This window comes from Undibacterium umbellatum (assembly GCF_014284125.1).
Classification (GTDB): Bacteria; Pseudomonadota; Gammaproteobacteria; order Burkholderiales; family Burkholderiaceae_D; genus Undibacterium; species Undibacterium umbellatum.
This window is the reverse complement of record NZ_JACOFX010000018.1, coordinates 33646-56373: the sequence shown is the minus strand read 5'-3', so window position 1 is coordinate 56373 and position 22728 is coordinate 33646. Positions and strand designations below refer to the sequence as shown.

General features: G+C 50.6%; 23 protein-coding genes. 14 read left to right on the top strand and 9 right to left on the bottom strand.

The window, feature by feature from the left end; translation table 11 throughout:
- Positions 1-276 precede the first annotated feature (276 nt).
- The 7 genes from H8L47_RS24075 (at position 277) to H8L47_RS24045 (ending at position 6201) form a co-directional block, all read left to right on the top strand.
- On the top strand, positions 277-864 hold the full coding sequence (locus tag H8L47_RS24075; RefSeq protein WP_186956203.1) for a hypothetical protein: 588 nt from the start codon (positions 277-279) through the stop codon (positions 862-864).
- A gap of 186 nt (positions 865-1050) precedes the next feature.
- Entirely contained in the window at positions 1051-2757 is a 1707-nt protein-coding gene (locus H8L47_RS24070) for a vWA domain-containing protein (RefSeq protein WP_230413896.1), read from the top strand.
- Between the two features lie 341 nt (positions 2758-3098).
- Entirely contained in the window at positions 3099-4067 is a 969-nt protein-coding gene (corA, locus tag H8L47_RS24065; protein WP_186956201.1) for a magnesium/cobalt transporter CorA, read from the top strand.
- A 228-nt stretch (positions 4068-4295) separates the two neighbouring features.
- Positions 4296-4688 (top strand): VOC family protein, encoded by a 393-nt coding sequence (locus H8L47_RS24060; protein WP_186956200.1) that lies wholly within the window; start codon positions 4296-4298, stop codon positions 4686-4688.
- Positions 4689-4757: 69 nt separating this feature from the next.
- A complete protein-coding gene (locus H8L47_RS24055) occupies positions 4758-5183 on the top strand; it encodes a GNAT family N-acetyltransferase (RefSeq protein WP_186956199.1) in 426 nt (141 codons plus the stop codon).
- A gap of 31 nt (positions 5184-5214) precedes the next feature.
- Positions 5215-5820 carry a transglutaminase-like domain-containing protein gene (locus H8L47_RS24050; RefSeq protein WP_186956198.1) on the top strand — a complete coding sequence of 202 codons (606 nt, stop codon included), beginning with the start codon at positions 5215-5217 and terminating at the stop codon, positions 5818-5820.
- A 9-nt stretch (positions 5821-5829) separates the two neighbouring features.
- On the top strand, positions 5830-6201 hold the full coding sequence (locus H8L47_RS24045) for a nuclear transport factor 2 family protein (RefSeq protein WP_186956196.1): 372 nt from the start codon (positions 5830-5832) through the stop codon (positions 6199-6201).
- A gap of 59 nt (positions 6202-6260) precedes the next feature.
- Here the strand turns inward: H8L47_RS24045 and H8L47_RS24040 are convergent, their stop codons facing one another.
- Complete coding sequence (locus tag H8L47_RS24040; protein ID WP_186956195.1) at positions 6261-6704, bottom strand: hypothetical protein; 444 nt, start codon at positions 6702-6704, stop codon at positions 6261-6263.
- A gap of 261 nt (positions 6705-6965) precedes the next feature.
- Here H8L47_RS24040 and H8L47_RS24035 point away from each other — a divergent pair, with 261 nt between their 5' ends.
- Positions 6966-7409: a thioesterase family protein gene (locus H8L47_RS24035; RefSeq protein WP_186956194.1), complete on the top strand. Its 444-nt coding sequence runs from the start codon at positions 6966-6968 to the stop codon at positions 7407-7409.
- Positions 7410-7459: 50 nt separating this feature from the next.
- On the opposite strand, the gene H8L47_RS24030 is transcribed toward H8L47_RS24035, so the two are convergent.
- The 3 genes from H8L47_RS24030 to H8L47_RS24020 form a co-directional block, all read right to left on the bottom strand.
- Positions 7460-8749: a phospholipase effector Tle1 domain-containing protein gene (locus tag H8L47_RS24030; RefSeq protein ID WP_186956193.1), complete on the bottom strand. Its 1290-nt coding sequence runs from the start codon at positions 8747-8749 to the stop codon at positions 7460-7462.
- A gap of 11 nt (positions 8750-8760) precedes the next feature.
- The gene (locus H8L47_RS24025) at positions 8761-9243 is read right to left on the bottom strand and encodes a hypothetical protein (RefSeq protein ID WP_222616668.1); all 483 of its coding nucleotides are present in this window, start codon (positions 9241-9243) and stop codon (positions 8761-8763) included.
- Positions 9244-9823: 580 nt separating this feature from the next.
- Positions 9824-12541 carry a TonB-dependent receptor plug domain-containing protein gene (locus H8L47_RS24020; protein WP_186956190.1) on the bottom strand — a complete coding sequence of 906 codons (2718 nt, stop codon included), beginning with the start codon at positions 12539-12541 and terminating at the stop codon, positions 9824-9826.
- A gap of 187 nt (positions 12542-12728) precedes the next feature.
- On the opposite strand from H8L47_RS24020, the gene H8L47_RS24015 reads away from it, so the two are divergent.
- Both H8L47_RS24015 and H8L47_RS24010 read left to right on the top strand, forming a co-directional pair.
- Positions 12729-13517: a substrate-binding periplasmic protein gene (locus tag H8L47_RS24015; protein ID WP_186956188.1), complete on the top strand. Its 789-nt coding sequence runs from the start codon at positions 12729-12731 to the stop codon at positions 13515-13517.
- A 107-nt stretch (positions 13518-13624) separates the two neighbouring features.
- Entirely contained in the window at positions 13625-14749 is a 1125-nt protein-coding gene (locus H8L47_RS24010) for a DegT/DnrJ/EryC1/StrS family aminotransferase (RefSeq protein WP_186956187.1), read from the top strand.
- Between the two features lie 69 nt (positions 14750-14818).
- Here H8L47_RS24010 and H8L47_RS24005 read toward each other — a convergent pair whose 3' ends face one another.
- Both H8L47_RS24005 and H8L47_RS24000 read right to left on the bottom strand, forming a co-directional pair.
- Positions 14819-15265, bottom strand: coding sequence for a hypothetical protein (locus tag H8L47_RS24005; RefSeq protein WP_186956186.1), 447 nt, complete (start codon positions 15263-15265; stop codon positions 14819-14821).
- A 41-nt stretch (positions 15266-15306) separates the two neighbouring features.
- Complete coding sequence (locus H8L47_RS24000) at positions 15307-16485, bottom strand: metallophosphoesterase (protein WP_186956185.1); 1179 nt, start codon at positions 16483-16485, stop codon at positions 15307-15309.
- A 298-nt stretch (positions 16486-16783) separates the two neighbouring features.
- Here H8L47_RS24000 and H8L47_RS23995 point away from each other — a divergent pair, with 298 nt between their 5' ends.
- Both H8L47_RS23995 and H8L47_RS23990 read left to right on the top strand, forming a co-directional pair.
- A complete protein-coding gene (locus H8L47_RS23995) occupies positions 16784-17245 on the top strand; it encodes a hypothetical protein (RefSeq protein ID WP_186956183.1) in 462 nt (153 codons plus the stop codon).
- 8 nt (positions 17246-17253) lie between these two features.
- Complete coding sequence (locus tag H8L47_RS23990) at positions 17254-17469, top strand: helix-turn-helix transcriptional regulator (RefSeq protein ID WP_230413895.1); 216 nt, start codon at positions 17254-17256, stop codon at positions 17467-17469.
- Positions 17470-17648: 179 nt separating this feature from the next.
- On the opposite strand, the gene H8L47_RS23985 is transcribed toward H8L47_RS23990, so the two are convergent.
- On the bottom strand, positions 17649-18671 hold the full coding sequence (locus H8L47_RS23985; RefSeq protein ID WP_186956181.1) for a tetratricopeptide repeat protein: 1023 nt from the start codon (positions 18669-18671) through the stop codon (positions 17649-17651).
- A gap of 159 nt (positions 18672-18830) precedes the next feature.
- Here H8L47_RS23985 and H8L47_RS23980 point away from each other — a divergent pair, with 159 nt between their 5' ends.
- On the top strand, positions 18831-20282 hold the full coding sequence (locus H8L47_RS23980) for a S41 family peptidase (protein WP_186956179.1): 1452 nt from the start codon (positions 18831-18833) through the stop codon (positions 20280-20282).
- A gap of 15 nt (positions 20283-20297) precedes the next feature.
- On the opposite strand, the gene H8L47_RS23975 is transcribed toward H8L47_RS23980, so the two are convergent.
- A complete protein-coding gene (locus H8L47_RS23975) occupies positions 20298-20645 on the bottom strand; it encodes a winged helix-turn-helix transcriptional regulator (RefSeq protein ID WP_186956177.1) in 348 nt (115 codons plus the stop codon).
- Between the two features lie 139 nt (positions 20646-20784).
- Between H8L47_RS23975 and H8L47_RS23970 the strand changes: the two genes are divergently transcribed.
- Positions 20785-21339: a carboxymuconolactone decarboxylase family protein gene (locus H8L47_RS23970; protein WP_186956176.1), complete on the top strand. Its 555-nt coding sequence runs from the start codon at positions 20785-20787 to the stop codon at positions 21337-21339.
- A 97-nt stretch (positions 21340-21436) separates the two neighbouring features.
- Here the strand turns inward: H8L47_RS23970 and H8L47_RS23965 are convergent, their stop codons facing one another.
- Positions 21437-22582: a DUF4272 domain-containing protein gene (locus tag H8L47_RS23965; protein ID WP_186956174.1), complete on the bottom strand. Its 1146-nt coding sequence runs from the start codon at positions 22580-22582 to the stop codon at positions 21437-21439.
- Positions 22583-22728: the final 146 nt, after the last annotated feature.

Here is a 22728-nt window from a genome sequence, read left to right as displayed (position 1 = left end):
CCTGGTCATGAAATGGTCAGGGAAGAGTATTCTTGACTGTTGGTAGGCGTTTGCGAACTTCTGAAGATTATAACTTCAGCCCATGCTTAATTCATGGAAACAAGCGCTTCAGTATTTACCATGCAAAAGGGCATAGCATGACACAGCAACAAGATATCTTCACGCAATGGGCATGTTAACACCGCTTACTTAAAGAGGTGCTGACCTTCGCCAGGGCAGGGCTGTGCGTCATGTTGCATACCGCTTTTTTCGATACTGAAGACTCTGGTAAATTCCATGCCCACTCTGATGCTGGCATGGTCTTATGCTATGCTGGGCTCTCTTGTCACCCTGACGCTTTCCATCATGAAATTCAGTACCGTTGTAACTAAAACCTTGCTCATCGTTTTGCTGTCTGCTTTTACCTCTAGCGTTTTTGCCAAAGGTAATTTTCGTACCTTTAATGTCGTGCTTTTGCAGCCTGAAGCAGTATTGACGAAAAGGGTGCCAGACGTAGGAACACTGGCCAGCTATATTAAGGAATTAGAGCAAGCCCTGGCTGCCAGCATAGAGCCTGTGCCCAGTATGGAAGTGGCAGGTGGTTTTGTGGTGGTGGGAATCAAACCTGGTAGCAAATCGACAGCCTGGCTGGATTTCCGATCCGGTATTTCTCCGCGCACGCAAAACATCTTGAAAAATGCAGTCAGCAGCGTCAAACCGCCCAGTTACAGTGGTTTGGTATTGTTTGCACTTAAGGTTGGCATCAATGGTGGTGCCCAGTCTATAGAACTTAGCCCGGCACCCGCAGAATGGAAGATTGCCGCTGATAAACTCGGACGTACAGTGGAAGTTGAAACATTGGTGGAAACCATGTGGACTGATTAGGGAGTATTGATATCGGCGTCTGACTCTTGCTTCATGCTGTCACGATAGACCCAGCGACAATAGACCGAGCTACGCGCAAAGTGTTTACCGTCTCGGCCAGGCTTTTTTGTTATATTGAAGTCAACGCTACAGGCTGTCCAGCCGTTAAGCAGGGATGCCAGACATAAACTGAAAAGGATGCCCTAATTGAAAACGCCTTCAACAGGCTGCTTGCAGCCAACTTCTGCTCCACGATTTGCGCCATTCTTTACCCCACTGGCAGCGCTGCTTGCTTCGTCAGTATTGCTGGCCTGTACGCATATCCCGGAGCAAGGCGCAGCAGAAAGACGGACACCTGTTGCCGTTGCTCCAGCTCCTCCGCCATCACCTGTGTCACCTATATCGCCAAGGCCAGAGATGCATGCGTCGCCGGCGCTGAAGATGCTGGCCCCTGGTGCACAAGCCTATATCCCGCCGCAGCCTGCCAATACCGCCAAATACCAGGAATTTGCTGACAATCCCTGGAAGCGCGTGGCTGAAGAACCCTTGTCTACTTTCAGCGCCGATGTCGATACGGGCAGCTATGCCAATGTGCGCCGCTTCATCAATCGTGGTCAGTTGCCGCCACGGGATGCAGTGCGTGCTGAAGAGATGGTGAATTATTTCGGCTATGACTATGCCGGCCCCAAAGCAGGCGATTCCCAGCCTTTCAGCATCCATGCACAACTGGCAGCCGCACCGTGGAAGCATGAGCATGGCCTTTTGCGTATTGCCATCAAAGGCAAGGATCTTGCCAAGGAAAGTTTGCCAGCAGCTAACCTGGTTTTTTTGGTGGATGTATCCGGTTCCATGTCGCCCACAGACCGCTTGCCCCTGGTGAAGTCTGCATTGAAATTGCTGGTGGCCCAGATGCGCGCAGTAGACCGCGTCAGCCTGGTCACCTATGCAAGCGGCACCAACGTGGTTTTGCCTGCCACGGCGGGTAATGAAAAAGAAAAAATCAATAATGCCATCGAGATGCTGGTGGCATCTGGCAGCACCGCAGGCGAGGCTGGTATACGTCTGGCTTATGCGCAGGCGCGTGAAGCCCATATCAAGGGCGGCATCAACCGCGTCTTGCTGGCTACCGATGGTGATTTGAATGTCGGCGTGACTGATCCCAAGCAATTGAAAACCCTGGTTGAAACCGAGCGCCAATCAGGCACGGGATTCAGCACCCTGGGTGTGGGTGACAGCAATTACAATGAAGCCCTGATGAAGCAACTGGCCGATATTGGTGATGGCAGCTACCACTATCTTGATACCCTGCAAGAAGCGCACAAGGTGCTGGTCAATGAATTTACCTCCACCCTGGCGGTGATCGCCCAGGATGTGAAATTGCAGGTGGAATTCAATCCAGCCAATGTCAATGAATACCGTCTCATTGGCTATGAATTACGTGCACTGACTCGCGAGCAATTCAATGACGACAAGGTGGACGCTGGTGATGTCGGTGCCGGTCACGCCGTCACCGCCTTGTATGAAGTGATACCAAAAGGTGTGACAGGCAAGGTTGACGCCTTGCGCTATCAAAAGAAGGGCAAACCAGCAGCTACACCTGCTGCAAATGCTGACGAATTGGCCTGGATCAAGGTCAGGTATAAGGATCCGGGCAGCAGCACCAGCAAGCTGATCGCCTTTGCCGTCAAGCAGCCTGCCAGTTTGCCAGCACTGGATAAAGTTGACAGTGACTTTCGCTTTGCCACCGCCGTTGCCGGCTGGGCGCAATGGTTACGTGGCAGTACGTTGATAGGTAACTTTAATGCTAGCGATGCCCTGGTTATTGCCCGCGACGCCCGTGGCAATGACCGCTATGGCCACCGCGCCGAATTCTTGCGACTGGTGGAATTGTCAGCGACTCTGAAACGTCAGTGACAATAAAGTCGGACTGGCTGGGGCAGCATGCCCCAGCTTGTCAGGCTTGTCACGCTTGCCTATAAAAACGGGCTGCCTGTCAGAATCCAGGTATGTTGAACATGATGGCAATGGCCTTAAGATGATAATTTTGCATCTTGGACTCTTTGGTCATTTTTTTCAGGACATGCATTGCAGCAGTTTGTCGCAGTAAATAAGGATTGTTCATGGAAAGTAACAGTCAATAGGCATGTCTGTTGCTGCAAAAACCCCAAATAAAATACCCACCTACCCCGCCCACAGGCGTAAAACAGGTTTACAATCCAGCCAAACCAAAGACTTTGCTTTCCCGGAATTCGCCTATGATTAATGTCTTCGTCTTACACAATGGCCGCCTGAGCCAGATCAACGTGGAAAACCGCGCTGATCTGGAAAATACCCTGCCTATCTGGGTCGACCTGACTGACCCCAATGAAGAAGAACGCGAATGGGTAAAGAGTATCTATGGCGTGACCCTGCCGGGGGAAGACGAGGTCAAGGATATTGAAGCATCGGCGCGTTATTACGAAGCCGATAATGGTGACCTGCATCTGCGCACCGATTTTCTGATCGACGATGACGATGAACCGGCCCGCACGGTGACTGTGGCCTTTATCCTGGCGCGTGATATTTTATTCTCTGTCCATACTATCGATTTGCCGGTGTTCCGCCTGGTGCGTATGCGCGCGCGTTCGCGTCCTGGTTCGATTGCTGATTACAAGGATGTACTGCTGGACCTGTATGCAACCGATGCCGAGTATTCTGCCGACGCACTCGAAGGCATCTATCAAAACCTGGAAGATGTCAGCCGCAGCGTGCTGCAAAAAAACTTCAGCGATCAGGATGCTGCCGCAGCCCTGAACTCGATTGCAGTAGAAGAAGATTTGAATGGCCGCATACGCCGCAATATGATGGACACCCGCCGTGCCGTCAGCTTTTTGATGCGCGGCCGATTGTTGAATGCTGACCAGTTTGAAGAAGCACGCCAGATTCTGCGCGATATAGAATCACTTGATGGTCATACTTCATTCTTGTTCGACAAGATCAACTTCCTGATGGATGCCACCGTCGGTTTCATCAACATTAACCAGAATAAGATCATCAAGATTTTCTCGGTCGCCAGCGTGGCCTTCTTGCCACCTACCCTGATCGCCAGTATCTATGGCATGAACTTCAAGGGCTGGTTCCCAGAACTGGACTGGCAACTAGGTTATCCGTTTGCGCTGGCGCTGATGCTGGGCTCTGCGGTGACGCCTTTTTGGTACTTCCGCCGTCGCGGCTGGCTTAAATGATAGGACTTACGCAAAACCGCCCCAGCTGCGTTGCAGCTCCGGTAGTTAGTAAAATTCGGTACTAAAGTACTGTCTTCGTCGCTACGGTGTAGTCGGGGTTTCAGGTAACATGTTGCCTGCCGACGTAACGAGCCTCCCTGGCAAGGGAGGTTTCCTGAAGCGATAGCCTTGCTGGGACAATTTTGCCTAAGTCCTATTAGAAAACCCGACTGTAGAAAGCAAAAAACCATGCCTGCAATCGCTCTTGGCCATTACAATCTGCGCGGTGATCGCGCCACTCTGGCAAAACTCAGGGATTTTTATATACGCTATGTCGGTCTGACCGAGGGGCCGCGTCCGCTGAAAAGCTTTGGCTTTTGGCTGTATGCAGGTGGCCGCGATGTCTTGCACTTGTCAGAAAACCGCCCCGGTGAAACGCGCCAGACAATATTGAAAACTGGCTTTGATCATGTCGCTTTCGCATGCTCAGATTTGCCAGCCATGCTGGCCATATTGGCTGGTGATAACATTCCCTATCGTCACGCTACAGTGGAAGTATCTGCCGGGTTTGCGACCCAGCACCAGATATTTTTTAACGATCCTGAAGGCAATGGCATTGAGCTAAATTTTGTCGAAGCGTAGTGGCTTGCGGCGGTTTGGCAATGCACACTTCTTGGAAGATCAGCTTCTCTGCCGATCATGGAAGAAAAAATGACTACAACCCAGACTGAATGTAACTACCAGGCTGTCGTCGCCATACCTGATGTGGCTACTTATTGCCACTTGCGTCTGGCCTCAGGCTTAAGTGCCAAGACGGCAGAGGCCGCAGCACTTGGCTTGCCCGCAAGCTTGTTTGCCGTACAAATTACCTGTGGCGAGCAAGTCGTCGGCATGGGGCGTGTTATTGGTGATGGTGGCACGGCTTATCAGGTGGTGGATATCGCAGTGCTACCTGAACACCAGGGCAAGGGCCTGGGCAAGATGATCATGCGTGAGATCACGCAGTATTTGCAGCAACATGCACCGCCATCTGCCTATGTCAGCCTGATTGCAGACGGCCCGGCGCAAGACTTGTATGCACAATTTGGTTTCAAACATACGGCACCTGCCTCGGTGGGCATGGCTTATAAAGTCTGAAGCAATTCAGATGCATTTCATAAAGAGATAGATGAAAGAATTTTTGGCAAGTAGCACTTATATAGACTGGCAGCATCCAGCCATTTTGGCGCGGGCACGACTCCTGGCCACAGGAAGTGAAGACGAGACTGAGACAGTGCGCCGCAGTTTTCATTTTGTGCGTGACCAGATCAGACATAGCTGGGATTACCGCCAGAATCCGGTGACCTGCAAGGCATCTGATGTGCTGGCGCATGGCACAGGTTATTGCTATGCCAAAAGCCATTTGCTGGCTGCCTTGTTGCGCGCCAATGGCATCCCTGCTGGTCTCTGCTATCAACGTTTGACTATAGGTAATGAGGCAGCATTTTGCCTTCATGGCTTGAACGCGGCCTATTTGCCAGAACATGGCTGGTACAGGCTGGATGCGCGCGGCAACAAACCCGGCGTACAGGCAGAATTTTGCCCACCGCAAGAGCAACTGGCTTTTGCCATTCTCACACCTGGGGAGCAAGACTTCAAGGGTATCTGGGCAGAACCGCATGCAGCAGTGCTGGCTGCCTTATTGAACCAACCTACGGTGGAAGCCGTGGCAGCACATTTACCGGATGGCGATTTGAGCGCAGAAGCCACTCCCGCCAGCCTGGCACTTCCTTAATTGATCATCATGAACAACACTACCTATCCCACACCTGAAGCTGTAGTACAAGCCCAGCTCGATGCCTACAATGCCCGCGATGTCGAAGCCATACTCAAGACCTATGCCGTTGATGCGCAACAGTTTGAATTTCCTGGCAAGTTGCTCGCCAGTGGCCATGCAGAAATCCGTACGCGTATGGCGGCGCGTTTTATTGAACCCAATCTGCATGCCAGGTTATTGCGCCGCGAAGTGATAGGTCACATTGTTATCGACCATGAAGAGGTCACGCGCACCTTCCCCGAAGGCACAGGCCGCATGGAAATGACTGCCATCTATGAAATCAAGAACAGCTTGATACAAAGCGCCTCGGTGGCATTGGGTGCGAAGGTGCTCGACTGATGAAAAAAGCCTGCAATCTCTTGCAGGCTTTTTAATATGGTGCAGGAATCAGATCTGGATTATAGTGCTGCTTCCAAAGTAGTTCTGATGGCCTTTGCGCGGTCATCCACGCAGTCAGCATTGCTGAAAGGTTTGAAATTGATGGTCAGGACACCGCCTTCAAATTTCACGCCATTTTCAAACGCCATGCCTGGTGCAGTTGCTTCATCATAGTGGAACTTGATGGCTTTCAGCTCCGCAGTCAGGGCTTCCTTGCCCATGGCGTCGGCTGTGACTTCACCCAGGGCCTTGGCTGTGGGGTTGAAGAAAATATCAGTCCAGTAGTCATCACGGGCATAAAAATCTTGCTGGCCTGATACCGCCATGCTTTCCCAGTCAACCTCCACTTCTACCGGGAAACCTGCAGCATTGTGCAAATCTTCCAGCTTTTTGCTGAAGGTGCTTTCTTTATAATCGGCTACGGCACGGCGTTCTGCCAGGTTCATTTTAGGTTTGTCGCTCACTTTGTCTTCCTCACAAATACATGTTTGCTGCGCAATAGCGCAAGATAATCCGGTAATACCGTCACGACATTTTGTTTGTCTGCGGGGATATAAAGTTAACATGTACGAACATTTCTGTTCACTATACGAAGGTATAGTCTGAGGCATGGGCTTGTTTCCAGATGTAATTGTCCAGCCCCGGTAGAATTGCGCGAGATCAAACAGAATGTTGGCGTAAACACGGTAAAATGCTGCTTTTATCGTTCATTTTCTTTCATTATCATGGCTCGCCTGCAACTGCATTTTCCAGAAGATCAATACTATTTTTCTACCCAGTTGACGGTGCGTGTGACTGACATCAATGGTGCCAATCACTTGGGCAATGATTCCATGATCTCCATGATTTCCGAAGCCAGGGCGCGCTTCCTGTATGACTTTGGCATACGCGAGACGGCTGCTGGTGGTAGCGGTATCATCGTTACTGACCTGGCCACCACCTACAAGGCAGAAGCCCATGCCCGCGACCAGTTGTTGTTTGAAGTGGGCGTCATGGACTTTAATAAATACGGTGGCGACATTACCTTCCGCATTACCCGTCCAGCGGATCAAACCCTGGTTGCCATGGCCAAATCAGGCTTTGTGTTTTTTGATTATCGTGCAGGAAGGGTAGTGGAAATGCCGGAAGATTTTAAAGTCAAGTTTGCGCGGGTGAATTTTCTGGATTGAGCTGTCTGCTATGAGCTATTACCTGGCCGTGTCAGTGGAAAGATGTTTGTTTATAGCTTTGCCTGTGCTGGCGTCCGTGGCAGTTCCCTTAACTGCGTAAGCATGCGGTTGGAAGGACTGTCAGCAACTGTCAGAAAACCGCTATCTACTACTGACTTGACCTCACTCCTGGTCGTTGGTACTGTGGCTGGCGGTAGTGTGGCATCTACTTTACTGCCCAGCTTGTTATCGTCAGAGGCAGTACTGGCATTATCCTGAGTCCCCAATGCTTTGGCATTTTTTGTGTATTGTTCCATAGTCGGGTTCATCGGTTCCATTTTTTTGCCGAAGAAATCCAGGCTAGTTTTTTCTGTACGTTCCGACATTTTGACCCAATACACTTTATGTTGTGATGAGTCATGAATCACGCTCATGGCAGGGTCGGCAGGAATATCCAGTTTCTTGATGAGATTGTCGCCCAATGCGCCATTCAAAAACTGCGACATCATGTTGAAGTTGCGGTAAGGAAGACCATTTTTTTCATAGCCACCACCAATATCACTGTGAGCGCCGGCCGTCATCACCCTCAAAAACCTGCCATCTGCTGACAGACCCTCATTCACATAATTGGTTGCCGGAAATTGCATCCAGCGTTCATCCGCAGCACTGATCTGAAAGCCAGTAATCACGGTAGGTGGCGGCCTTCTGTCATTCAGCGAGGGTATACCAGTAGCAACAGGATCAAATAAACCCAGCGCCTGTGGTATGGTATCTCCTATGACCAGTGGGGAGGCCGTGTATGAGATTGATGTCTGATCAGATCCATCGTGCGGAGCCTGTACAATTTGGGATTGAATATCCTGAACGCCACGTTCAGCGACTATACGGGAAAAACCGGCAGCCTGTTCAGCACCGCGGCTAAACCCTACGGAAACGACACTGATCTTGGCATTCGGGTTTTCTTGGAGCCAGCTTTCTGACTGCAATAGAAACTTTTCATACATGGTTTCAATACGGGCATTGTATGTGACGCCTAGTGCGCCATCAAGTGTTCCCATCGCTCCGTCTTGCGTCCCCGGCCCTTCTTTGTACGCGCCTCGGATGTTTGGATTTTGACTATTGATGTCTTCTAACTGTTTCTTGAGTATACCTACGTTCGTAATATGCGCAGGGGCATTAATAGCATCATTGCCGGTACCATCAAAAAGTGCAATGAAAACACGGGCGTTGGGGTCATTAGAGTCATACAGATTGGGCACTTTAAATGCATCTAACTGAGCTTGTGCCTTGGAGTAACTGGCGAGATGCTCTGATGTCGCTACTTTGACGTCCACACCGTCATTACCTGCTATCACTGCCATAATTTAGTTTGTCAAAATGTTTGGGAATAGGCCAACACACGGTGGTCACGCCTGTTGCGGCGCGCTGCATTAGGGTCTTTTGGAATCAGTTGTATGCTGGTAAACATATACACATTCACAGTCCGGTCGTTCACCTCAATAATGATCGTGGGCTGGCGACCAAAGATCGGCATGGGTTTGTAGATGTCTGCAGGATTTTCATCATGAAGTATTTTTTTATCGTTGAAAATGCTGTTCAGATCAAGGGTGTGCTTAAAAAGAGTCCCATCTTTTGAGCGCCATTCCATTTCCACCGGCCCGGCAAAGGCTTGATAGTCGCCGGAAGTAAACCCAGGGTAGCGTTTTTCATCTTCCGCTGTTTTTTCCCTGGCTGTTCTCCCTATTGCGATTTCATGTGGGGAACCAGCATACAGAAGTCGAAAATCACCAGCGCTATAGATCTGGAGATTGAGGTCATGTGATTGAAATTTCAAAACATCATCTTCTGCTGCCATCGTGAGGCTTCCCATTTGTGTTTGTAAAAGAATAGTCATTAAAGACGCTGTCCATCTCAGCACTTTTCTTCTTGGTCCGGATTCAATTTTTGCCGTTAACATTTAGTATTAAATCGTAATAGTCTGCTTTAATTCGTGTCAGGCAATGCCATAAATGGGTGTCAACATAAAACACCTTCTTCACATCTTCCTCATCACAATTAATCCATATTTACAGGCACATCAACTAGGGCGCGTTGACTAAAAGATATTTCAACGCGCCATAGGTGCTTTGTGAGAATATGAACCCATCTCCCGCAAGTATTCGGCGTTTCTTATTTTTATACCATTGAAAGTGTAAAAATGTCCAGCGCTGAAGTTGCGAAAACTGTCTGAATGTTTTTCACCGCGATTCAGTTGAAATTGGCATTCGACTATGTTTCGCGAGTTCAAATAAAAAGTGCGACAGAAACCACATTGGTTTGAATGGGAAGATGCAGGCTCTGGAGGAGCAGAGCGATAAGTAGAGCATTGATTAACATGATGCTCTGCCTGCCATTGGCCCTCTCCAATAGGAGAGGGCGCCAATAAAACTAAATCATCAAGCACCAAACTTGTAATTCACTTCCAGCCAGCCCTGGCGGCCAGTTGGGCTGAAGGAGCCAACCGGGTAGTTGGGCCAGCCGCCGCTGTAGTCATACTTGATCTTGTTGAATACATTGTTGATGATGACAGAAACGCTCAGGTTTTTATTCGCCTGATACACCGTACTCCAGTTGGCAAGGCCGGTAGGCGACAGGTAATATTTGCCAGAGCCATTGGGGATCTTGCCATAGCGTGTCACTGTCAGCGTGTTCGACCAGTCCCCCTTGTTCCAGTTGACGCTGGTGATGAGTTTGTCGCGCCAGTCGCTATTGCCAAGATCGGCCAGGTCGTCATACAGCGCATCATTGTCAAACTGCTTGGACTTTTTGCTCAGCACTTTGCTGTAGTTGGCCTTGATAATGAAGCTGCCATAAGCATTGGTTTTTAATTGATACTTGCCGCTGATGTCGATACCGCTGGTAGCTTCATACGCCGCATTGATGGGATTGACCCAGATCTCTTGTATCTCGCCAGCACGGCTCAGCGCATCTTTTGGATAGCGTTTGATACGGTTGATGGTATCGGCACACTGGCTGGAATTGATATCGAGTTTGCCAGTGCGGCAGTCAGCTTCGTCACGCAACAACTGGTCAGAACTGAGGTTGACCACCATGTCGCTGATCTTGATATTCCAGTAATCAAGCGAGACATCAAACTGGTTGTTGGGTGACCAGACCACGCCCAGGCCAAAGGACTTGCCTTTTTCTGATTTCAGGTCAGGGCTGCCAAACTGCACATAATTGGCACCTGGCGAGTAATTCGCATAATCGCAATCCTTGAGTTCCTTGCCCTCAGTCTTGCAGCGGTAATAGTCGGTGGAACTTGAGTAATAGCCTGTACCACGCGCCTTGAAGATGTAATTCATGTCAGGCGCGCGAAAGCTGGTGGCATAGCTGGTACGCAGCAGCATCTCTGGCAGGGGGCGGATTTCCAGACCGCCGTTATAGGTCAGCTTGCCATCCTTGCGTCCGGCAAAATGATAATTGTCATAGCGACCCGCCAGGCTGGCCGTGACTTCTTTCAAGATAGGTACATACACTTCTGCACCCAGCGCATAACGCCGGCGCGAACCATGCACATCATCTGATTTGGTGACAGTATTGAAATAGCCCTGATTAACCCTGGGGTCAACTTCGTTATCAAAACTCTGGCGGCCTATCTCGGCGATACCGGCTGTCTTGACCGTGCCTGCTGGCAGTTTCCAGAGTTCTGTATTCACGGCCAGGCTCAGGGTTTGCGTGCGTGAGCTGTCAGCACTGCGCGATGCACCTGTGATCTGGTTAAACTCTGCTGGCGTCAGCCTTTGTGTCAGGCGCTGCTGGTCTGGCGCATAGATAGCAATACCTGCTTTGTCCAGTCCAAGTTTAGGTCCCAGGAAAAACTGATCTATATTCGCCAGTGTACGTGGGGCGACGTTTTCACTGTGGTAAGCCGATGCACTGTATGCGGCTTCATAATTCCATTGTGTGCCAGGTATCACGCCTTTCACACCCAGATTGATGCCAACTGACTGGTCATCCCACTGGCGGTTAAAGCGGTTGACGCCATTGATTTCCTCTGGCGCAAACACTTTACTCCAGGCTTCATAGGCATTGCTATTCCGGTTCCAGAAATAGCTTTGATTGGTCGAGGAAGATACCCAGCTTGGTGAACGGGTGTCATTTTCGGTCTTGTTCTTGCCAAATAAAATGTCGGCAAACAAGGTGGTGTCGGCATTCAGGTCCAGGTTGCTGCTATTGAATAAATTCAGGCTCTGGTTCTTGGTTTGCACAGTCCAGTGCATGGGACTCAGGCGAGGGCTGGCGCAATAGCTACCCTTACTGGTTTTATAGTTGATTTGTGAGCCTTCAAAGAAATCACTTTGCTGGCTACAGGTATCGCCCAGGTCCAGAAAGCGGCCACTCTTGACATCCTTGCGGGAAAGCGTAGTGCTGGGAGTAGTGCGTGTCGCCATGAAGTCGCGCTGGGTCGAGCGTAGCGGTTCGCGTTCACTGTATTCGATGCTGAACAGACTGCGCACTTGATCCGTGTTGGCCGTGCCAGAAAACTGTACACGTTTGTTGCTGCCACCGCCACGGTCAGTATCCCCCACTTTGACATTCAGGTTATAACCCTGGCTTTGTTTTTTCAGGATGATGTTGACCACGCCAGCAATTGCGTCCGATCCGTAAATTGCGGATGCTCCGCCATTCAGAATTTCTATACGCTCAACGATATTCGAAGGAATATTCGCCAGGTTGGTAAAATTGATGGTACCCGTATAAGCGATGGGGAAATCGGCCATGCGCCTGCCGTCCAGCAGTATCAAGGTATGGTTAGGCCCCAGACCACGCAGGCTGATGGTATTTGCAGACGGCGTAAAGGTATTGCCAAAATCTTCGCCCTGGGTAAAGCCGGAGTTTTGTACCGCATTATTGAGCGCATCAAAGACACTCTTGTAGCCTTGTTTGGTAATTTCTTCTGCGGTGATGATGGTGACCGCAGCAGGCCCTTCCAGGCTGGCACGAGGTATGCGGGAGCCAGTGATGAGCACCGAATCAGGCTTGCTTTCTGCTTTGCTTTCTGCCGTTTGGGCCAAGGCATTACTGCTAAAAGTCTGGCTATAAAAAATCGCCAAAAGGCAAGCGGCTATGGGTTTTAGTGCAGGCTTGCGTGGATAAGTTGTATGCTGCATAGGTCTTCTCTTGAATGAACGAAGACTAGAAAATATCAAGAATATATTTATATGAAAACGAATATATCCGTATATCAACATGCATAGCTTGACTGGTATTACAGTTCCTGGTGAGACCTAAATTTACATTTCCGCAGGAAATGTATGGCACACTCTCTCAAGTGGTCTCGTCATCATCCAAATCAGAATGCGCGTAGCAAGCATAAAAAATTTCCGGCTCAGATTTACCAAGGCCTTGGTGTATTGCCTGGTTAGCCTTTGCTATGTTGTCAGCCATGCCGAGACTATCACTCTTGTTGGCGAAGATAGCTGGTATCCGTATTCTGCTGTCAAGGATGGGCAAAACCGGGGCTTTGCCGTGGATGTCATCAGGGCTGCCTATGCTGCTGTGAAAATTGATGTCAAGTTCATCGCCACGCCTTATTCACGCTGCCTGATGCTAGTGCAAAGCGGACAAGAACTGGGTTGCTTTGACAGCCTTAAAGATGCCAAGCTGGAGCCTGATTTTATCTTTCACAAAGAACCCATCTTCAAGGCCAGCGTCGGTATCTATGCCAGAACTGACAGTCCGCAAACCAGGGTCAGTAAAATCAATGTCCAGGAATTGCACAAATACGTCATCGGCGTCACGCATGGTTACACCTATGGCACCGCATTTGAGAGCGACACACGCATCGTCCGTGAACCGGCACCCAGTGACTTATCCAATCTCCGCAAACTCTTGCTTGGCCGTTCGGATTACTCCCTGATTTATACCCGCATTGCAGACTATCTGAACAGCATACATCCGGAAGAATTCAAGGGGAAAATCCAGCAAGTCGGCATCCTGGTCGAAGATAGCCTGTATGTCAGTTTTTCAAAACGCCGGCCAGAATCAAGCCGCTATGCCAACGCCCTGGACCAGGGCTTGCGCCTGATCAAGGCAAATGGTGTGTATGCAGTTATCGAAAAAAAATGGGCCAGACCAGAACATTGAGTGTGAAATGCAGACGGCAGCATAGTCTGCAAAACGATGATCAAAACTCTGGGCTGTAAAAAATCATCAGCTACAATAAGCACTCTCTTCTTTGTACCTATCTTGCCATGACCTCATCTGCTTATCGCAAATTTGCCCAACCACAATTATCGGAAGCCAGCATACAGGCGGTGGCCGATGTATTGCGGTCCAACTGGATCACCACCGGCCCCAAAGTGAATGAGCTGGAACAAGCACTATCACAAACCTTTGGCAATCGCCCCACCAGGCTGCTGACCTCGGCTACAGGTGCAATGGAAGTCGCACTGGCCTTGTGCAATATCGGCGCGGGTGATGAAGTCATCACTTCCGCACAAAGCTTTTTCTCGGCCATGAACATGATCGTCAAATGTGGCGCCAAACCTGTGTTCGTTGACTGTGACCTGGTCACCCGTGCCATAGCCCTGGACCAGGTTGAAGCTGCCATCACACCCAGGACGAAGGCCATCATGCCCACCCATTTCCCTGGAGCCCTGGGTGACATGGACGCCCTGTATGCGCTGGCAAAGAAATATCAGTTGCGCGTGATAGAGGATGCCGCATTGGTGCAAGGTTCGAAATGGCAAGGTAAGCCTGTGGGGGCATTCGGTGACATTGCTACTTTCAGCTTCCATCCCAATAAAAACATGACCACCATAGAAGGTGGTGCCATAGTCCTTAATGATGAAGCAGAAGCGCAACGGGTAGAGGTCTTGCGCTTCCACGGCATCGCCAAATTGCCAGACCAGACTCGTGACGTAGTAGAAGCCAGTGGTAAGTTCAATATGTCAGACGTATCCGCTGTCATCGGCCTGCACCAGTTGACGCAGTTCGACGATTTCATGGCACAGCGCCAGGTATTGGCTGAGCATTATTTCACCAGCTTCCCGGCCATCCCCGGCATCGTGCTGCCACCACAAGGCCAGCCGGACCAGACCTGGAATATGTTTTGCGTGCTCATCCCGTATGAAAATTTTGGTCACACCCGCAACAGCTTCCGCGCTGCTTTGCACGATGCTGGCATAGGCACGGGTGTCTCCTACGAAGCCTGCCACCTGACTACAGTGGGTAAGAGTTTTGGCTATACCGAAGGCATGTTCCCCAATGCAGAGCGCATTGCCCGCGAGACCGTCACCCTGCCTTTACATGTGGGTTTGATGGCGGCGGATGTGGATGAGATTTGTGCGGTGGTGAAGAGGGTGTTGGTGGGGTGATGGGAATGAGTTGGGACACTTGCCAGATGCTCTCTAAAAGCAAAAATAGTATAGCGAAGCCGTGCCGCTTCAGCTACCTTTCAAAGTCCAAAAGCCGCCAGTGTCGCGATGCAGGTTTTCTGTCATCGCACAATCATTTTTACCTAGATAGCAGCTAAAGTTTTTGGGAAGTATGCCGAGCAATAACCGTAAGCGCAGGTCGGGGTGGGCTTTGCAAATGTGGAAAGTGGGGCCGCGCAGGCATAGATAGATTTCGTTGCCGATCAGGTTTTCGTAATAATCCTGGTTTGGGAATTCGTAAGCGTCCAGGCAGGCGAGGTCTTGTGCTCGCATCTGCCTTTCTTCCCTTGCCGCCAGCTCAGTATTGATGTTATGAACAGCCGTGCTCACAGCATCACCCTGTTTGTAAAAGCTGGTGATCTCATTTTGCAAAGCGCCCCCGAGTGCATCCCACCATTGCATGAGTTTGCCATGTTCTGTGGCGGGGACGATTTTCTTGAATTTTTCAATCAGCATGATAAATTCTTGCCTATGCTCAGCTTTTGACCAGATGACATTTAGTCACCAGCGTCCTTACGTTTTTCTGGCGCATCCGGTACCGTCACTTTTTGCCCGTCTGCACCAGCCTTGCTAAGCTGACCCTTGTCCCAGAACAGCATTTCACCTTTGACGCCGCCCTTGATGCCGGAGTCTATGGAAATGACTTTGCCCTGGTAGTGGGAATACACGCCATTCATGGTGGTGTGACCAACGACGATACGGTCGACCTTGAGTTGTTGCAGGACTTTGTTGAGGTCGTCACCAGGCAGTTGTGGGGCAGTGAAGTAACCGCGATACCATATTGGGCCTATGCTGCCGTAGAGCCAGTTGAGTACATCGTCCGTTTTGATTTGCGCCTTGCTCAGGCCCAGCGTCTGGCGATATTTTTCATTGACTTGTTGCAGACTCATGTTGAGGTTTTGGTAGTCGGGGTGCAGTCCACCATGCATGAAGAGCATGTCGTTGACCTGGATGATCACTGGTTTGCTGCGCAACCAGCGTCCCAGCACGCTGCTAGTATCGAACATTTGCTGATAGCTGGTATTGAGGTGCTGGGCGACAGCGGCATATTTTTTATTCAGGTAACGCACATCGCCAGCCATGACGATGGTTTCATGATTGCCTAACAGCAGATGTACGGCTCCACCGGCGGCCTTGGCTTGGGCTTCGAGTGCATATAACAGCCACAGGGTTTCAGTGACTTTGGGGCCGCGATCGAGTACATCGCCAGCGATGACTAGGTGGCCTGTGCCAAATGTCCATTGCCAGTCCTGGTTGATGATGCCATTGCCCTGCAAGAGCTTGAGCATGAGGTCAAACTGGCCATGGATATCGCTGATGGCAGCAACTTTGTCGGCCTTGAATTTGATGGTGGCAGGGAAGGCAGTTTCGGCCGGGCGTATCGTCAAGGCCTGGGGATAGCCGCAAGGTGCAGGCAGGCTGATGCTGGCGGCACTGGCATAGCTTTGCTTTTGCAATTTGTCATTGCATATCCAACTGACATCCAGGCCGCTTTTATCGGCTTGCGCAGGTGATTGGTAGACAGCATAGGGACCGTCGTTGATGCCGGTGACTGGTGTCAGGTCTTGTGCCTGTACTACGGTGGCGGCAAACAGCAGGCAGAGAAGGATACCCGTGCGCAGAGTCTGGCGAGTGCCCTTGAAATACGTGTGTAGTGAGTTTGTGTTGCTCGGCATGGAGTGCACTCTTTAAGTGGTCATTGCAAAAAAATAAGGATCATGAATATACCATCAGAAAAGTGAAATGGAAGGCAAGTTCTTGCTTGCGACAGTTTTAAATCTGCACCTGGGAGTAGCTTTGCATATGGACAGGATAAGAGTTAATTAGATACGCATAGGTTATTTAATGTAACTTATAGGTTTCTTTATGGGATTGATATGTTATATAATTCAAACATGCAAGGATGGAATCGCATCCAGGCTGCCGCCAAATCATGTAACTAGTGCGCCAACTATTATTCTAAGGAGAGACAAGATGAAGCAGAGCAAAGCCCTGGATGATCTGGAACTGATAGTCCGTTACGACCGTCACCGTAATTGGATGGGCGTGGTGTACTGTGTGTTTTTTTGTATTTGTGCCGTGTGGGCATTAGGATTTGAAGAAAGTACCGCCGCACAGTTTATCCGGCGGCATTTTTTGAGCATGTTTCTGGTGTTGATGTTTGCCGGTTTTGCCAGCATGGGGGCAATGCGCCGCGCCGCCAGAATCCCGTTCTCCAGCCCGGCCCGCAAGGCTGTCCGTGAAGATGAGCTGTTCAAGGCCAGTGCCATGCGTGCTTCACAAAACGGCCTGATCGTCGCGATACTGTTGCAGCCAGTATTGGCAGTGACTGTGCATTTGTGGCCGATGAGCAGTGACCATATCTTCATGGCCATCATGACGGCAGCATTGAGCTTGCTGGCGGTGTGCATCAGCCTCTTGTATCTGGACCGCTGAAGCAAATCATGGCAGAACAACTCAGAACCACCATGAAAGTGCAGCGTGCCATCCACAACCTGACCCAGGCTGATCTGGCAGAGTTGACCGGCATCACGCGCAAATCCATCAATGCAATAGAGATGGGGCATATGGTGCCATCCACCTTGCTGGCCTTGAAACTGGCACTGGCCTTGCAGGTGACGGTAGAAACCCTGTTTTTTATTGAAGATGTAGCAGAGTAAACGCCTGGCTGCTTCTCAGAACCTGTTTAGGATCTGTAGCGAGTGTCAGCGGGGTCAGGGCAGCATTCAGGGCAACATAAGCGCAGCGCAAAAGCGGAATGTACTCTAGTAAATGAGTATTTTTAGCAGCGCATGAGCCCCGATCGATCGCGCTGTAAGATCGTAAGCAGGTTCTCAGTCTAATCTTTCAGGTAATAAACTTGGCCCTGGTAGATTTCTGGTTTGGTCTTGCTGGTTTTTAAGGGAGGCAGCACCAGTTTTGGTGGCAAGCTGCCAACTTGCCATTCGCCGGCCAGTGTGATGGCCTGTTGTATGTCTTCGGTTTTCAGGCGAAAGGCCAGGCCCAGCTTTTGTTTGTTGGGCATGTCCTGCATTTCTTTTTCTGTATCGAGTTTGTCGGCGATGCTGAAGTACAGATAGGCGCGTGGCAGGTCAGCAGCTATACCATTGCCTTCACTATAGATATGACCCAGCCAGGCAAAGGCACGCGCATGTCCCTGGCGGGCAGCTTGTGCCAGCAGGTGGATGGCCAGGTTGACATCGCGTGGCACGGCGTTGCCGGTCAGGTATTGGGTTGCCAGGTAAGTTTGCGCCTGGGCATGGCCCTGATTGGCTGCCTGGCTTGCATAGATATTGGCAACGCGCTGATTGACTTCGGTGCCCAGACCCAGGGCAAAGATGCGGGCCAGGCGGAACTGGGCTTCGGCATCATGCTGGTCGGCGGCTGCCCTGTACAAAGTATTGGCTGCCACCATGTCCTTGGGCATGCCCAGGCCCAGTTCATGGCAAATGCCCAGAGTCACCTGGGCGCTGGCCAAACCTTGCTCTGCTGCTTTTTTATACCAGACAATTGCTTGAGCTATATCTTTTTCTACACCCACACCCAGGCGATAGCCTTCTGCCAGATTGAACTGTGCACGTGCATACCCGGCATCGGCGGCCTTTTGAAACCATGCCATGGCTTTGGCTTCATCTTTTTCTGGACCTTTGCCACTTAAATACAGATTGCCCAGATTGTGTTGTGCTGCTGCTTCCCCTTTTTCGGCGCGTTGAGTCCAGTCCTGAAAAGCCAGCGCAAAATTGCCCTCCTTGAACGCAATCGCCGCTGCATCCGGTTTGGCTGGCGTGCCAGGGTTAACGGCAGCATGCGCTGTCAATATCTGGGTGGAGAATAGTGTGGCGCAGAGTATGGATTTCAGCATGAGGGAAATAAAAAGGTGCTTGCAAAAACGAAAAACATATATTTTTTTCATAGGCTGTCAGAGCCACTAGTGTAAATCATCTTGGGCTAAACTGGTGGTTTGTCGCATCCTCAGGACGACGTGCGCGTACTTGAATATAAAATACAGAGACAATAGATCATGAATCAAAAACAGCGAGCCATTTTTGTTTTATCCATCCTAATGCTGGGCAATGCCCAGGCCGCGCCACCTGAATGGCCAGCGATTACCCGGCAAGATGTGGAATTCGCCGCTCAAACCCTGGCTGGCAAGCATATAGGCGCAGTGGCCGGGCATTTGCATGTCACCGAGCCACTAAAAAATGGTTTGCCAGTGGCATTGGCCGAAGCCGCAGTGGCACGCGATGAGCAAGACTATTTGCGCACCATCAGCCGTTTCATCTATGGCTTTGGTGATCCGCATACTGGCATCAATTTGCAACTCAAGCGCTCAGGCTGGACTGGCCTGGTGATAGACAGGGTCAATGGTCAGTTCCGGGTGATCTGGTCCGAAAAAAAATGGCCCAATCCGCTACCAGAGCAAGGCGCTGCTGTGCAAAGTTGTGATGGTGTCTGGCTTGGTACTTATTTGCAGACCAGGGTCATGCCTTACCAGAGTCATGCGCCAGAGTACTCGACCAGCATGAGCGAGGCTGCCCGCAGCATGATGTTTGAACGTGGCCTCGGAATCGCTCCGAAGCGCTGTGTATTCAAACTGGCCGATGGCCGCACCCAAGAATTCCCTCTCCCCATGCATGCGCTGCAAGACAGCGGCAACATCAGTGAAAAGCATATTCTTGAAGTACGAAAAACCTATGTCGCCGTTGCCAGGGATGTTGGTGTTTACGCCTTGGGCAAGAGCATGTATTGGGTAGGCATGCCCAGCTTTGGTGTCACGGATGAAGGCAAGGCATTTGAAAAAGTGTACGCCCGCCTGGAAAAATTAAAGCAGGATAAATGGATCATCTTTGACTTGCGTGGAAATGGCGGTGGCGATTCAAATTGGGGCACGCGTGCACTGACAGCCTTGTTTGGCGAAAATTATAGCGATCAACTGACAGAAATGGGCGGACATGCCAAGTTTATGGTCGCCAGCAAGGAGAGTATCGCCTGGGCCAAAACATATGCGGCCGACCCTAACTTTGCGGCCAGCAAGCCTATGTTTGATGCCATGATTCCCAAGCTGGAAGCGGCACTGGCCGCTGGTAAGAATACCGCTCTCATCAGTGGCGATGAAAAGCAAAGTCCGCAGGCCCTGCTTGCGGCACTCCCGCCCAAGCCCGCAGGCCCGCGTATTGCTGCAGTGATAGACCGTAACTGCTTTAGTTCATGCATGAACTTCCTACAGCAAATCAAGGCTATTCCTGGCAATGTCGTCCTGGGCGAAAGCACCCTGGGCTATTCACCGTACGGCGAAATTGACCGTTTCAAGTTGCCCAGTGAGCGCGGTTATATTTACATCCCCGCAGCCTATTACATGGTGGCCGAGGCCGCCAGGGAGCCTTTTGTTCCTGGCTTTCCCTATTCAGGGAATATGGCAGATGACAGCAAGTTGATGAGCTGGGTGGAAGAGGTATTAAGGGGAATGAAGTAAATTTTGCGGGCTTTCTTATTCTTTTTCTTCTACATGTACATCCAGCATCTGCTGCCACTCCTCTGACCACGCCAGCAAGGGCAGCATGGCTTGTACCAGGTTTTGCCCTGAAGGACTGAGGCTGTAACCAGTTGCCGCCATTTCTATGATGTGTGTCTCGCGTAATTCGCGCAGACGCTGGTTCAACACCGTGGGTGACATTGCATCACAACGCTCGCGCAATTCCCTGAAACTCAGGGGATCGCCGCGCAATTCCCAGATCATGCGCAGCGCCCAGCGCCTGCCCAGCAAATCCAGTAACGCCATGATGGGTCGGCCGCTCTGCGATCCTCGGACAGGCTGCCTTGGTTTTGGTGTCGTCATATTTTCTCCTTGCGCTACGTTAAATGTAGCGATATGCTACTAATAATGTAGCGGGTAGTTAATTGTACCATTGCGTGAACATGACCAATGCAAGGCTGGGGCCTGCCTGCATGAACACGCTTTTTTTCAGGAGAACCAGATGTCAATGACCAGAATTGCTCCATTAGAACCGCCTTATGATGCTGAAGTTGCGGAGGCCTTCCTGCGCATCATGCCACCCGGGATGGCACCATTGAAATTATTTCGCACCCAGGCCCATAACAAAAGGGTATTGCAGCGCATGTTTGCCGGTAATTTACTGGATAAGGGATCAATAGAATTAAGAGAGCGTGAACTGATCATCTTGCGCACTTGTGCCCGCTGCGGCTCTGAATATGAATGGGGTGTGCATGTCGCTCTGTTTGCAGAAAAGGCCAGACTGACCAGGGCGGAGATCGCTGTCACACTGAATCCGGATCCTGATCTGAGTGCATTGTCAGCAAGAGAAGTATTACTGCTGAAGGCAGTGGATGAATTGCATGATAGCTCGGGTATCAGCGACGCTTTATGGATGGCACTGACGCATCACTATAATTCTGCCCAGATACTTGAAATCATCAGCCTGACGGGTAGTTATCACACGGTTTCTTTTATTACCAATGCGGCTGCGGTAGAGTTGGAGAGTTTTGCTCCCAGATTTGCGCAGTATGCATGAGATCATCAATAGCGGGACAGGCGCTTGAAGCTGACCGCCTGTTAGTCAGGCGAGTGACCAAGCTGCTGCCCGCTGGGCGAGTTTGAGAAAGATGCTTTTACGTTGGTGTATCCACCTCATCCCAAGCCGCGTCTTCAAAATTCACCAGCCAGTTCAGTGCATAGTGCCGCTCATAGATGACACCTGCCTCCAGGTTCAGTGGCAAGCTTACTTCTTTCATCCTGGTTTCTCGTACCAGCCAGTGCAGGCGGTAATGCAAGTCCAGGGCATCCAGTATCTGGCTGGCCGGGCGGGTGCTGGCTTTTGCCAGAGTGTCTTCAAAATCCAGATTCATCATGCTGCGGGCAACTAGTGGAACATCGCAAATTGCGTCAGCAAAAGTCAGTTCATCTTGCAAGCCTAGCACCCATTCCAGCACGTACAGCGATTCATAGCGCCAGGCAAACTGGGGCAAGAGATCGTCCCCTGGTTCTTCTGTCTCCAGAAATTCACGTTCATCTGGAGACAACCACGCATGCACCTGTGGGAAGCGCTCGGTCAAGTCTATCGAAGGTATGGCTTGATTGGTCGCCACCGATTCTGCCCGCAGTGCAACGATGTACAAAGCCAGCGCCCGTCCCAGTATTTCTGCTGCTGGACGCAATTGCAATTCGTCTTCGCTGACCAGTGGTGGCAAGTGTGCCGGTATTGCAATCCCTTTTTCTGCCAGCAAGGTATCGGTTCTAGCCTTTCTTTGCCAGGCCTGTGGCGGGTAAGGCACGCTAGCACCTGTTTCTATCTCCCCATCTGCCGCAGCCAGCAAGACATAACCGTGCGGGTCTCGGATATCGCCATCCTGCATGAAGACGATGGCATTCGCTGCCACTGCCCAGTCAGAAAAAGCATCCAGCTGGCTCTCATCTATCCACAGGCTGACTTGCTGCTGTACACGCTGTATGTGACGCATCACATGATAACGCTGGTGCGTCATCTGCCCATCACCACGCTTGAGTACGTAGCCAATAAATCCCTGTAGATGACCATGCATGTCAGGATCATGCAAATCGCGCACGCTATTCAGCTTATGCGGAAAGTTAAGTGGCGGCACATGTGCACATGTGCAATACGCATTGATTAAGATGCTGCCGGCACTGTCGCTGTCTATCTCTTGCACAAATGTGGATACTGATGTGTGTTCACCAGCAGAATTTGCACTGTCATTTGCCGGTTTTCCGGAAATTAAATTCTTTAAAATTTTCAGCATGATGCAGATGGGAAGTGGGCCAAAATTGCCAGTATCGAGCCAGTTTTTTGCTGATCTTCTCTATAGGGGCAATACATGAAAGGCGCTAGGATAAGAGCAAAGCCGAAGCAGGGGGAGTGCTTTTACAAGTCGAAACAGAATTGGGT